The 12,688-nt window shown below is 46.5% G+C and carries 17 protein-coding genes; all 17 read left to right on the top strand.

Features of this window, described 5'->3' with window-relative positions; genetic code table 11:
* Positions 1–43: 43 nt before the first annotated feature.
* Positions 44–388 (top strand): hypothetical protein, encoded by a 345-nt coding sequence (locus tag ACQ5DJ_RS28220; RefSeq protein WP_429845343.1) that lies wholly within the window; start codon positions 44–46, stop codon positions 386–388.
* 68 nt (positions 389–456) lie between these two features.
* Positions 457–771 carry a hypothetical protein gene (locus tag ACQ5DJ_RS28215; RefSeq protein WP_429845342.1) on the top strand — a complete coding sequence of 105 codons (315 nt, stop codon included), beginning with the start codon at positions 457–459 and terminating at the stop codon, positions 769–771.
* Positions 768–1,211 (top strand): hypothetical protein, encoded by a 444-nt coding sequence (locus ACQ5DJ_RS28210; RefSeq protein WP_429845341.1) that lies wholly within the window; start codon positions 768–770, stop codon positions 1,209–1,211. Before ACQ5DJ_RS28215 ends, ACQ5DJ_RS28210 begins: the two co-directional genes overlap by 4 nt.
* A 2-nt stretch (positions 1,212–1,213) precedes the next feature.
* Positions 1,214–1,750, top strand: a complete 537-nt coding sequence (locus ACQ5DJ_RS28205) for a hypothetical protein (protein WP_429845340.1) — start codon at positions 1,214–1,216, stop codon at positions 1,748–1,750.
* Between the two features lie 3 nt (positions 1,751–1,753).
* Entirely contained in the window at positions 1,754–2,275 is a 522-nt protein-coding gene (locus tag ACQ5DJ_RS28200; RefSeq protein ID WP_429845339.1) for a hypothetical protein, read from the top strand.
* A 17-nt stretch (positions 2,276–2,292) separates the two neighbouring features.
* Positions 2,293–3,318 (top strand): hypothetical protein, encoded by a 1,026-nt coding sequence (locus tag ACQ5DJ_RS28195; RefSeq protein ID WP_429845338.1) that lies wholly within the window; start codon positions 2,293–2,295, stop codon positions 3,316–3,318.
* A gap of 20 nt (positions 3,319–3,338) precedes the next feature.
* A complete protein-coding gene (locus ACQ5DJ_RS28190; RefSeq protein ID WP_429845337.1) occupies positions 3,339–3,782 on the top strand; it encodes a hypothetical protein in 444 nt (147 codons plus the stop codon).
* An 8-nt stretch (positions 3,783–3,790) separates the two neighbouring features.
* Positions 3,791–4,213, top strand: coding sequence for a hypothetical protein (locus tag ACQ5DJ_RS28185; RefSeq protein WP_429845336.1), 423 nt, complete (start codon positions 3,791–3,793; stop codon positions 4,211–4,213).
* An 89-nt stretch (positions 4,214–4,302) separates the two neighbouring features.
* A complete protein-coding gene (locus ACQ5DJ_RS28180; RefSeq protein ID WP_429845335.1) occupies positions 4,303–4,590 on the top strand; it encodes a hypothetical protein in 288 nt (95 codons plus the stop codon).
* Positions 4,565–7,816 (top strand): hypothetical protein, encoded by a 3,252-nt coding sequence (locus ACQ5DJ_RS28175; protein WP_429845334.1) that lies wholly within the window; start codon positions 4,565–4,567, stop codon positions 7,814–7,816. The genes ACQ5DJ_RS28180 and ACQ5DJ_RS28175 overlap by 26 nt, the downstream gene beginning before the upstream one ends.
* A gap of 421 nt (positions 7,817–8,237) precedes the next feature.
* Positions 8,238–8,897 carry a LysM peptidoglycan-binding domain-containing protein gene (locus ACQ5DJ_RS28170; RefSeq protein WP_429845333.1) on the top strand — a complete coding sequence of 220 codons (660 nt, stop codon included), beginning with the start codon at positions 8,238–8,240 and terminating at the stop codon, positions 8,895–8,897.
* Complete coding sequence (locus ACQ5DJ_RS28165) at positions 8,890–9,912, top strand: hypothetical protein (protein ID WP_429845332.1); 1,023 nt, start codon at positions 8,890–8,892, stop codon at positions 9,910–9,912. Before ACQ5DJ_RS28170 ends, ACQ5DJ_RS28165 begins: the two co-directional genes overlap by 8 nt.
* Positions 9,909–10,442 (top strand): hypothetical protein, encoded by a 534-nt coding sequence (locus tag ACQ5DJ_RS28160; protein ID WP_429845331.1) that lies wholly within the window; start codon positions 9,909–9,911, stop codon positions 10,440–10,442. Before ACQ5DJ_RS28165 ends, ACQ5DJ_RS28160 begins: the two co-directional genes overlap by 4 nt.
* Positions 10,443–10,826, top strand: a complete 384-nt coding sequence (locus ACQ5DJ_RS28155; RefSeq protein WP_429845330.1) for a hypothetical protein — start codon at positions 10,443–10,445, stop codon at positions 10,824–10,826.
* Entirely contained in the window at positions 10,816–11,913 is a 1,098-nt protein-coding gene (locus ACQ5DJ_RS28150; protein WP_429845329.1) for a baseplate J/gp47 family protein, read from the top strand. The genes ACQ5DJ_RS28155 and ACQ5DJ_RS28150 overlap by 11 nt, the downstream gene beginning before the upstream one ends.
* Positions 11,906–12,463, top strand: coding sequence for a putative phage tail protein (locus ACQ5DJ_RS28145; RefSeq protein ID WP_429845328.1), 558 nt, complete (start codon positions 11,906–11,908; stop codon positions 12,461–12,463). Before ACQ5DJ_RS28150 ends, ACQ5DJ_RS28145 begins: the two co-directional genes overlap by 8 nt.
* On the top strand, positions 12,457–12,688 hold a 232-nt coding region (locus ACQ5DJ_RS28140; RefSeq protein WP_429845327.1), incomplete at its 3' end, for a hypothetical protein. The genes ACQ5DJ_RS28145 and ACQ5DJ_RS28140, both read left to right, overlap by 7 nt.

The following is a 12,688-nucleotide window of genomic DNA, read 5'->3' as shown; positions in this document are numbered from 1 at the left end:
ATAACGGTTACGCGTCTATTTTTTTCTAAAGGGGGAGAGCTGAATGAGTAAGGTTAAGGTCACGCCAACTGAAGATAGACGACTGTATATTCATCCTGAATCCAGTCAGGAGTTTCCTTCAGGGAAAGTCGTTGAAACAGAGAAAGATTGGTTTATTAACGCCAAGATAGGCATGGGTCATCTCAAAATTGTAGAAGACCCTGTAGAAGGTACTCAGGATGTGGGACTTCCACTTTTGCTTGAAGACTTCGAGAAGCTAAATGCGGTAGATCAAGCAAAGGAATTGGTTCGGCTGAATCTTGCAGTTGATGAAAAGGACGATTCCATTTCCAATAAAGAAAAGCGCTTGGCAGTGTATGAAGGATATCTGAACGGCGCTGGTGCCTAATGTACACCACTGTTGACGCGATAGAATCTAGGTTCGCGCTCGTTAGCGGTACGGATGATAAACGGATTATGACAATCATTACTCAACAGAGCACATTGATCGATCAGAAACTAATCACCACACCAGATGTTGAGCCTGCTCTAGCTATTGTGTTACCGATTGCTACTGAGGATATTTGTGCTGGTGAATACTTATTAGCTGTAGCTGGTGAAAATGCCATTGACGGTCCCCTGGATATTAGCATTCTTAAACTCGGGCCAGACCCTGACAAGATATCCAAGTTAGGCAAATCGCTTGTGCAAAGCGGATGGTCGAAGCTATCAACATGGATTATGCCTGACGCGCCTGTTTTCCTCGGTCATTTTAGCGGGGTGGATGGATGAACAAGGTTGCTCGTAATATCATGAAACAGGCGCGCAAACGCGGTCAGTTCGTAAAACTCATCTCCGAGGCGCGTACGGTTCGCTGCCCATGTTGGTCTTCGGAGTTTCAGCAGCCGGATGTTACATGGCATGAGCAACATACTGATGCCCCAATATGTAACGACGAGGGCTTTCTGATCGCGCCTCCAACGTCGGTAGATGCTAACGTGTTTATCCTTCCTTACGCAGCCACATCAAGGGCTGAACTGCCTATTTACAGCCACTACATCGATAAGTTGGGGCCGGTAAAGCAAGATGACCATTTGCTTATTACCGCCGATCTTCCAGCCAATACTGTACGGCTTGAATGGTCAGGGCATACCTGGCACGTTCATAATCCCATCGCCGTTCCTGTTGGTGATTCAACTGGTGTATGGTTGGCTTTGGTCAGGAGGGAGTAAGCATGGGTTTTGATGTAGATTTCAGCCGTCTGCTTGCAAAGATGCAACAAGTCAACCATGCAGTCCAGCAGGCTGTAGAAGACACAGCAGCTAAAGCAGCAGAAGAGATTCATGAGAAAGCGATTGAGTACGCGTCTGGCCCGATGAACCCGGATTGGAAGGCGCAGCAAGCCAGGACAGCAAAGCGGGCTAACGTGAAAAATGGCGGCAAGCGCGTCACCAAGGTCTTTAAGGACAATGCTGAATACATGTGGTACCGGGAAGTCATGCAAGAAGGTCGAGGTAATGCCCCTTGGCCCGTCTCGGTCAATACGGGTACATTCCGTAGGGCCCACAAGCGAGAGCGGGTTAGTAAGGGTGTCTGGAAGGTATATGGTGATAGCAAGGTCGCCAAGTATTTTGCATGGGTTCACAACGGTACCATACGTATGAAGCCTCGTCCAACAATCGGTAAGGCTGTTCAGGAATTTAACCAGTCTGGACGTATCCAAGAGATTGCACGGACCATGATAAGAAAACGGCTGCAAGGGGTGACATAGAGCATGATTGAACTCACAATTTTGGAGATGATCAAGAAGGCTCTACCCAGTTACTGCCGGTGTGCTGCTGGACGTCCGTCCATTAAAGATGATCACATTCACATAGACGACGAGAAGATCAAGATTCCTCTTGAGAAGCCCGTCGTCTTTTTTGTGCTCGATACAGGGTTTGATAACCCTAAAGGCTATGGTCATAACGAACGACTGAAGGATGTCGACTTGATCAATTCTCAGTTTGTTTTTGAAAAGAGCGCCGAGTTGGTAAAAGGATATTCGTTATACTGCTGGATACCTGTTGTAGGGAAATATGGCGGTGAAATGACACGCATCCGAATCTTTGAGGCATTGCAGTCTGCTTTTGCGTTTGAAGATGGTTTTACTTTGAAGCTTGCTCAGAACCATGAGCTGCCCCCGGATGAGGGAGCGACACAGGCAATCTTTGAGTTGACATACACAGGGATTATGACGAAAGAGCGGCGAGAGGCAGGGTTCACTGACATCAGCCTTTCCCCAACTTTTGAGTAAACAAGGAGGGAAGATCATTGCTCTTGCTAAGAAGCAATTTCAAGATGACAAGCTCGCAGCTGTCATTTGGAACGGGTAGAGGAGTTGTACTAATTGGTAAATCAAGCGCAGCTGTGGAGCTCGCGCGTGCCAGTGTACTGAGTGATGCTGTCGCAGCAGTAGGGGAAGCTACAAACCTCGCAAAGATGTTGAATGGTGCTATGAAACAACGTCCAAGAGTTTTGTACTACGTCGGTGTGGGTACAAATGATCCGGTTGTTTCAGGTGCTTACAAAAACGCTTTAATGAAAGGTGCTGAAGCGCCTGGGGTGTACTTCTTTGTGATAGATGACACATCAGATGCAACGATTGCTGAAGTGAAAGAGTTTCTGGCTTGGTGCGATACCAATGCTATTCGTGCAGTGGTATCTGTCGGTGGTACAGCAACGCTTGTTTCGAAAGCATCTCATTATCGCAACTGGATTTTTGATGATGCCTTTTCTGACTTTGCTGGAAATGTAGTTGCCCCGTTTGAAACAGCAGCTGCGGCTGTTGCGGCCATCTCAAATGAAAATGATTTGTCCATGCCATTTGGAGGAATTCGGATCAACGGATATGCGTTAAAGACGGTGAAGCATATCGATACACTACGTACCCAGACTGAAGCTGGCGTGATGTCCTTCATTCAGAGCGGTACACAAATCGAAATTTTCCAAGGTACAACAAGCTATGTTAACGCGCCAGACAATGAAGCAGGATTGAAAGACCCCGAAGTGGTTTGCACAGTTGATGAAGTCATTACAAATGTAGAGCGTACGATCTACAACAAGCATAACCGGACAAAGATTTCCCGACTTCCAGACATCAAAGATTCGGTCTACTCTGTCCTTGCAGACATGGCAGAACAAGAGAAGATTTACGCCCCTGATCCCGATCGCATCATTGCAGAACCAGACACGACGATCCGAGGCAAGGGCCTTATCAAATACCACTTCAATGTGATTCCCGGCCTGAAAGAGTTAGAAATCGGTGTTACTGGTGAAGTCACAGCCCAAAACGTGTAAAAAGGTAGGTGAATTGAATCATGACTGCAAGACAATACGCAGCGGGTGCCAATAAAGGTGTCTATGTAGAAAAAGAGGGCAACAAAATCTATTCGGTTCAAAGCCATAGTATCGAGGAAAATAGTAGTGTTCGACTTGTTCATGAGTACGGCAACAAGGAAGCTGTCGGGCAAACAGATGGTTCCCGGACACACTCTATCTCCATTGAATCTGCTATTGCTATGGAATACACAGATGATACAATGCCACTTTATATACTACTTAGGGAACCAGGTACAGAAATCACGCGATATATTGGCGAGTGGAAAACAGTCTTTACTGGCTTGATGTTTAACAACTACCGTGAGACAGGTAACCTGGAAAGTCAAAATGAGAGCATTTCATTGACTGCAACAAAAAGGCAGGATTTCTTTAAAGGCAAGCCGATTTCATTCGATAAAGCAAGAAATGCACTTGGAAGGTAGGGATAGGAATGAACGTGACCCAGGAATTGAAAATCCTGCGGCTCGGTCAGCCTCCCGAGATGCGCTTCAAGACCGGGGAAGGGAATGCCCCGGTCTTTGTATTGCGCGTTTTGACGAGCGCTGAAGAGTTGGAAGCCACAATCAATACTCAATCGTTTTTACAGAACAATCCTGACATCCCATCTCATATGTATACGTTCATCTTGGAAACGGAGAAGTTGGCCATTTCTTTGAAAACGGCGGATGGCAAGCGTCTTTTTAACAACGGATCAGAGTTCAGGGACCGATTCACCCATGAAGAGGTTGGCAGTCTGCTTGCTTCATACAAAGGGCTTCTCTTGCATTACAAAACATTGGATGTCATTTCAGATGAAGACTTAAAGGCATTGATTGACGGGGTGACCGAGGGAAAGTCCCTGGAGAGTATCTGATATACCGGACGTGTAAAGAAATCGGGGATTTTCGTCCGCTGAATGGATCAGGTACTCTCACCGATCCCCAGTTGCTTTGGTTGTACGTGATGCGATCAGCGGAACAGAACAAAGAAGCGCGTCACATGTGTGATCCATGCCGTGTTGACCGCGCACTCGGTACGAGCAAGCCTCATGATTGCCCAGCCTGCGGCAAGAAGGTCAATAATTTCAACGATCCAGAACGTGAAGAAAAGCTGACAATTATCATCGATCAGACCAGGCGCATGAGAGAAGCGGAGATCCGAAAGCAAGAAGAGGAACGCGTGCGGATTGAAGCAGAGGCAGAAGTGGCGGGAGAGGAGGAAGAGGATGACACAGGCGGGGAAGAAAGCTGATGTTGAGTTTATTATCTCAGGCGATGACAATGTCAGTCAGTTGTTTAAGAGAATCATAGATGAAATGCAAAATATTCAAAGTCAAAGTCGCAGGACTGGGCGAGAAGTCGATTCGTCCATGGACCAAATGGAAGACTCCGCGCGAAGGGCCGGTAATGGTGTTCAAACAGTAAGTGTTCAGCTTAAGACTATCGGACAGAACCTCGGCGGATTGAAACGAGCGAACGAAGAGTTGCGAGAGACGGATAACAATGCTCGAGCAGCTGGTCGTCAGATGGAACGCGGCTTTCGAGAAGGTGGAAGAGCTGCTGACCAAGCGGCGAATCGTGTGAATCTGTTAAAACAACGTGTTGCAGAAGTCACGCGAGAGATGCGAAGCATGTTCGATTCGATTAACCAGGGAACAGCAGGCTTTCAATCTTTTGTAGGTGACCAAGTAAGACGGGGCGCCTATGTCGGTGGCTTAGCGGTTACTGGCTTTGCGACTCAATCCGCATACAAGCATGTGAACGAAGACTATGAAATCGCACAAGTCGGTTCCGTGATGAAATCGAGCTTTACGAAGAACGGCCAATTCGACGAAAAGGCGTACAATGAGGCATACACGAAAGTCCGACAAACCATCATTGCAGAAGGCCTCAGGCAAGATCGCGAGCCGAATAAAGTTGATGTGGCTCAAATGTCGAGGGAGTTATTGAAGAACGGCATTCCAGTTGAAGCACTTGCTGATGTAATCCCTATCGTCAACGAGTTTGCTCAAGCCCACAAGGACGGTAAAGGCGCGATTACGTCCAACGAGGCGGCAAAGTACCTATCCAACAAATTGGAATCCAAGCAACTTGAATACACACCGGAGAATTTCCAAAGAGTCGCGGATCAGTTCACAAAAGCAGTCGATATGTCCTCGCTGGATGCTCGGGATGTTCTATTTTCTGATCAGTATACAGACGCGACCACATCCGGCGCATTAGGAAACGTGGACAACGCCATTCAGCAAGCGATGAACGTAATTCTGTCAAAATACAGTATCGATGGGACAATGGCCGGTACCACCTTGAGGACACTTTTCTTGGAGAGCAGCAAATTTGAAATGACTGACGCGGAATTAGACAAAGCATCGTCTGACAAAGTGAGAAACACAGCCATTTCAATGCTGAAAGACCTGAATTCAGTAAATGCTGCCGTAGAGGCCGACAAGAATATTTCAGCCGATCAAAAGGGTAACGAAAAGGTCCTTCGCAAACTGGACATTGCCAGCAACTATATGGCTCAACTCTCACCTGATCAGCGGCAAGAAGTGGGCGAGATGTTGCTTGGAAAAGAGGCGTTTGGTGCCACTGTTTTGCTTACTCCTGAAGGTGTCCGTGATTTCAAAGAAGCAATAGCAGGCATTCAAGACAGTTCTGGATTAACGAAACGGTACGCCGATGATAAAGCGAACACCGCCAAGGGTGACATCGTGGCACTTGGAAAAGCGGTGGATGCTGTTCAAGGAAAGATAGGTCTATCCTTGGAGCCAATGGTCGAATCTGTTGCTAATCAACTGACCGAACTAGCCACGACGGGAATGTTTAGCTTTGAAGAGATTGAGAAGGGGATTGAAAAATCTGCTGAAAGACTACGATCAGAGTTGAATCCAGAAATTGGTGACATTTATGAACAACTCATGGATTTAGCATCAAATGGGTTCCAGATCGGCGTTGCCCTTACCCCTTTAGCCGAAGGAACTGGGAAAGCGATTATTGACTTGTTGAATGGTGATGTGGTGGGGGCGACCAAAGCAATAGCACTAGCGATTGATGCAACTGATTTGAAGATCGAAAACTTACCCGGAGAACTTCAAGGATTGGCAAACGCAGCAAAGAACGCAGCGATATTCTTGGGGGCAATTGCGCTACTAGATAAAGGTGTAACTATTGCTGAGAACGGGAAGAAAGTATGGGATGCAGGTCAGAAGGTCGGGGAAAAGCTCCGAGGAAGTGGAGGAAGCAATGGTGGAACTGTTGTTGGAGATGATGACCGGACAATTCGGGCTAATGTTGTTAATGTCTACGGCGGAAAAGTAAATGGAACAGACGGTTCAAAAGACGGCGGTGGACCCGTTCCAGTGCCGACATCAAGTAGCAAAGACGGGAAAAACAACGAGCCAGATAAGAGCGAAAAAGAGACTGTATCAGAAAAAGAGTCTAATAAGAAGGCACCAGGTAAGTGGAATACTCGTGGTGGGAAAATCGCTGGCTGGACAGGGACTTCACTTTTGGCTTTAAGTGCCCTCGGATTAACAGACGGGATACCTGAAGGAATGCAAGAGGTTCTTGAATACTATGGCTGGGGTTCGATGATAAATAATTTGGCTGGGAACCCAGCTGGAGCATTGACAAATAAACTTCCTGTTGGTGTTAGAGCAGGGGGAGTGCCAGCAGCAATAGGATTTAGCTGGTATAAGGGCATAGACATGTACGGAGATTACTACAACGAAAATCAGGTAAAAAATTTTTATAAAGAGTACAGTCCCACAGGAGTTGATAGATGGCTGCTTGAAAATGCCCAAAACAAGTTACAACCAGCTTCTACGCCTGAAGGTATGGTCTCGCCAGTATACAGTAAAGAAAAACGAGGAATTATAGATTTCCTGATGAGCAAAAAAGAGACGAAATATGCCTCCGTTCTACAGGGTTTTTCGGATCAATTGCTTTCAGAAGCAAAATCGAACGCAGCCATGGATTCCAAATTCTTAATAACAGGATATGATGAAAGTAACATTGATACACTCCTCCAGAAACGTTTGAATGAATATTATTCACTGAATAGCGGTGATTCAAGTAGTGTTGAAGTAGAAAAGCGGTACAGAAGAATCACGGATTCTAAGAGAGCGGCGGATAACTCTCGGGAACAAGAGCAACGAGATCGCAGCCAATACTTACGAGAAATTGAAAACGATCCATTCCTAAAGAGTAGTTACAAGAAGCAGATGATTGAGGAAATGACACGTCCTGCCTCTCCTTCATCGGAAGCAACCTCACTGATTCCTACCTTAGTCAATCATTTGAACAAACTTCAAGAGAAACCAATTGAGGTACATTCCAATAATAACTTACGTGTAACTGTAGAAGACAATCGATCTGTCCAAGTTCAAATGGAGAATGTCTCTGATTTCGCAAATCGTACTTACAATGATCGCACGTTAACACCAATGCAGACCGTTAAAATGAGGCAATTGGAATAGCGTTCAACTGATAATTGAAGTTGTTGGAAAATAGTGGGATATTGTACTGAAGGGGGGATCGTATTGTTATTTATCGCAGAGGCACTTCTTTTTGTTTGCGGGATATTCTTTTTCAAAGGAAAAGTTAAAAGTCCGGTATGGGAATCAATAAAGCACATTTTTGTTCTTATCTTCTTGGAGTACTTCTTGATCTGGAAGGCTTCTGGTAATGGGTGGTACGAAATAGCCGATGGAGTTACTATATCTGGGCAGCAGCCTCTATCGTTTACCTTGGGTTGATAGTGTATAGGATGAAAGACAAAAGATACCAATCACAAACTGCAGACGGCGTTAACAACGGCGAAGCCAAAAGTATCTAAGTTTGCTTTATCAAAACACACTCATCCAGGGTGTGTTTTTCTTTTTGAAAGGTGGTGTATCCATGCCCCTAAGTTTTGAATCAAACCGGGGAACGATGAAGTGGCCGTACAATCCGCAGCAGATCAAATTCTCAAGCACGAAGCTAATAGTTGAACATGAATATCCACACAGGCAGGGCGCTGAGACTGAAGACATGGGGCGGAAATCAGTAAGGGTAGATGTAAGCGGGATATTCTTGCAACAGCCTTCCGTTGTCTCCCCAAGCCCTACTATTTTAATCAACAACCTATGGATGCTTCATGAAACCGGGGCGATCGGGAAAGTATACGGTAGTGAGCTGGGGGCAGCGGTAGAAGGGCGTCAATTTCGAATCGTTGACCTAACAGGTAACAGAGAAGAGGGTACGGTGGGTGACCTACCGTACTCTTTTACTTTTTTGGAGCACTATCAGCCTCAAAAGAGCAAAGGGGCAGAGAATGGTCAGTGGTTTAGCGCCTTACCTACAAGTGGGATTTCTTCCACTTCGAGCGCTGCAAGTGGAGTAACGACAAAAGACATCGTTTATGTGGTTCGTAAAGGAGACACTCTCTGGGACATTGCCAAGAAGCATTACGGTGATGCTCTCAAGTACAAACAAATCATGGTTGACAACAACGTAACTGTAGCGGACATTATACCTGGCTTGAAATTGAAACTGAAAGGAGTGCCTATCCGTGGCTGAGGTATGGCAAAAGGTTCTCCGGGCACTCCTTGAGACACGAGACAAACACAAGTGGGAAGTCAACCGCGTCAAGGAGTGGGACATCACAATTGATATCTCGCGTGCAGCTGATCGATTTGTGATAGATATTGCAAACGCCGAGGGAACATACACAGACCTGTTCAACTTTGGAGACAAGGTTTCGTTATTCGCAGAATGGGTGGCTGGTGGCGACCGGGAGAACATCCTCTCGGGATACATTGATGACCTTACTGAGAGCTTCGCCCCTTCACAAGGTAGTTTGATACGAATAGATGGCCGGGACAGTGGTGTCTTCGTCCTAGAAAACGACGCGATGCCAATTACTCACAAGACAATCACCCTGAAGGATTTAGCTACTGGTATCCTTGGCGAGTTTGATATTCCTCTGGTTTACAAAGGGCCATCTATCAAGATAGATAGCAAACAGATTCGGATTGGTCAAAATGGCTGGGACACGATTGAAGAACACGCGTTGGAAAACGACCTGCGTTTGTACAGGATTGATGGGAAAGCCTATCTGGGCAAGTTTGAACCTGCTACAGATGTGGCGTATGTCTTCGCGGATAATCCACAGGACGACAAAGAGATTGCCTACAAGAACATTCAGCGACGTAAAGCGGGCTCGAGTCGCAAGCGTGAAGTATGGGCGTATGGAACTGGAAAAGGTAAGCCTGTGGAGAAAGTCATAGACGAGACACTCCCAGCAACATTCAAACGCCGGATGGTAGTGAGCGGTAACAAGACTCGTGAAGATACCAAGAAAACGGCAAAGGAACGCATGGCGCGAAACAAAATAGGCAGCAATGAAATTGAACTGACGATCAGAGGGACGCGTGTCATTCGTCCTGGCAGATGGGCAACAATCATTAAACGCTGGGGGCCGCGCGGTTACAAATTGAAATGGGTGATTACGTCAGTCAGGTATGCATGCTCAGTTAGTAATGGAGAAACGACAACGGTCACATGCAGACCTATTGAGGAGGCACTTGGATGAACAGTAAAGGGTATCAAGCCATTCATTCTGAGTGGCCAACAGAAATTGGAGTAGTTGATCGACTAGAAATCACCGCACAGGGGCCGGTCATATCAACTGATGGGATAGGGGCTCCTGTGGGTGCTTTGCAGATGCTGCCTCCTGGCATCTATGCTGTACCGCCGATCGGTGCAAAAGTAGAGTTCTTGCAGACGGAAGAAGGTGCAAAGGCTGGGCTCATGGTTGACTGGCCGGAAGAACAAGAAGCCATCAAGATGATTGCCCAGAAAGCGAAAAACCTCCCTGGATACGGTCCTGGTGACTTAGTTCTCTTTGCATCCGGTGCCTTGCTGCGTGAAGGATATGTCCAGTACCTGCATTTTAAGGCGGACGGAACGGTTAAATGGATGACTATTAACCTCGATGAACCCGATTCAAGCAAGCAGGTGATCACGGAAATGACCTCTGATAGTACTGGGGTCAAGATTAAAACGAAAAAGTGGTCGGTAGAAGCTGAAACCATCACTCATACACAGACAGGGGGAGCATAGATGGACCCCGTTATTAACTACCCATCAGGCTATAAACTGGACGACAAAGGGAACCTGAAGAAGTGGCGGACAGAGAAGGAAAAGCTTCGTCAGCGTTTGATGAACAGATTGGTCTTGCGGCGCGGTGCAACTTCAATCCCGGGTTATGAAGAGGTCGGTAGCCGCCTTTATACCCTGAATCGGCAGAAGCCTTCTGAGAGAGAAACTCGAGCACAAGAATTCGTTGATGAAGCCCTACGCCCAGAAGTGGAGATGGGACAGATTTTACGAGTAGCAGAAGTAATCTTGAATGAGACAGAGAGCGGAAAATATCGTCTTGTTGTATCAGTGGAATTGCCGAATGGCGAAATACTAGATTTGGAGGTGGGGGACGTTGGAACGTAACGGAATTGAATTTGACGAGGACCTAAATGGCGTCCCTATAAAATCACTCGATCTGATCTTGTCTGAAATACTAGCAGAATGGAAGACAGAGGCTGCTGAACTGGATATCTTGCCAGGTAGTGACGCACACATTCGAGCATCTGCCGTAGCTGGTCAATTGTACGCAGCCTATGTCAGTGGAGCTGTGGGGGTCAATCAATACCTGCCTGATACAGCAACTGGTCAATACTTGCGGGCATTGGTTAAAGAAGAAGGAATCACAGAGAAACTGGCCACTCACGCAAAAGGTTTGCAACTTGAATTCCGGCGAGATCCAAACCTTACAAGGACAGATGTTGAGGTCAGGATTCCAGCGAAGAGCGCAAAGGTAATCACCCATGACGGAGTGGTATTTGAGTCTACAGAAGATGCGGTATTGGCTCCGAATTCACCGGCTGCAATTGTACCCTATCAGGCTGTTGTTGCTGGAAAAAACGGCAATATCCTTGCTGGGGAAATCATCGGATTTTATGCCCAACCACCTGCAGGTATCAATTATGTAACGAATCTGGATGCCACGGCAGATGGATCAGATGATGAGGATGACGAAAGCATCCGAGAACGGTATTTTGAAGCTACAGAACAAGAGGATTGGCATGGATCGCCAGCGTGGTTAGAGGCTGAAGCCAAGAAAATTGCAGGCATTACCTCAGCAACAGCGATTAAGAATGCACGCGGTGAAGGTACAACCGACCTTCTGGTCACATCGGGCGATGGCATACCGAGTCAGGCGAAACTTGATGAGGTTCATACTTATCTCACTGATCCAACAAGAGAGCCAATCAACATCGATCTTCGAGTGATCGCTCCTGAAGGAATTGTCATCCCAATCCGAGTTAAAGCACCTACACTTACTCAAGTACATGCTGAGAAAGCGTATAAGGCTTATTTAGCGTCTGTTGGTGGAGGAGGCACCGTTCATCCGTCCAGAATCTCTGCGGCGCTCATAAACGCTGGTGCGCCGTTTGCTGAGGTGTATGAACCTGCCGCCCCAATTGTTTTGACTAATACTCAGATGCCACTGCCGGGAGTGGTGACTCTTGTTTGATCTAAGGAACCAATTAGCGAACACCGGACTATACAGCGAGAATGACCCGGTATCCCGCGGCGAGCTGAAGGCATACGAACGTCAACTAAATGATTTGTTGGCATGGCATGAGCAAATGAAGCGAGAAATGGCGCTGGATACAACAGAACTGCTTATTGAACGCTGGGAAAAGATTTACAACGAGGTTCCAAAACAAAGTGATACAATACGTGATCGCCAAATCCGCTTGTTGAATAAGAGACGAGCGAAGGGTGTACTCACACCAAGTAAAGTCATTGTTTTTGCACAAGACTTTGGTTATCCAGCCAAGGTTATTAAGCATATACGCCCATTTTGTTATCGAGTAGAAATTCAGGATGTGTCTGACGTTAAATTACAGAAACTTGATGAGATCCTAACAAATGCTGAACCGAGTCATCAGACGCATGATTTTGGATTAAAAGTTGCTCTCGGTACCATTGATCATGTTTCTTACGAAATGAAAGCATACTACAGTGATCCACTTATTTGTGGGTCTTTTTTTGCTGGGGGTGAAAACGACCTATGTTAACCGAACACGCGCTGACAAGACAAACGAACAGTCTCGAATCGATTTTTTTCAGCGCTGAGATGGAGCTAAACGGGGCACTTATCCCAGCGGAACTCATAAAAACAAGGCAGGGTAGTAACAAAGTTACTTTCTTGATTCGGCTGCCTGCCTCTGAAACAGGTATCGTTACTAAACGAATGATCAAGGATGAGAACGGAAAGATCGTCTGGCAAGATACAGTGAATT

Origin of the sequence: Brevibacillus sp. FIR094 (genome assembly GCF_050477165.1) — a bacterium.
Lineage (GTDB): Bacteria > Bacillota > Bacilli > Brevibacillales > Brevibacillaceae > Brevibacillus.
Note: the sequence above shows the minus strand (reverse complement) of the source record. Positions and strands in the feature narration are given on the sequence as shown.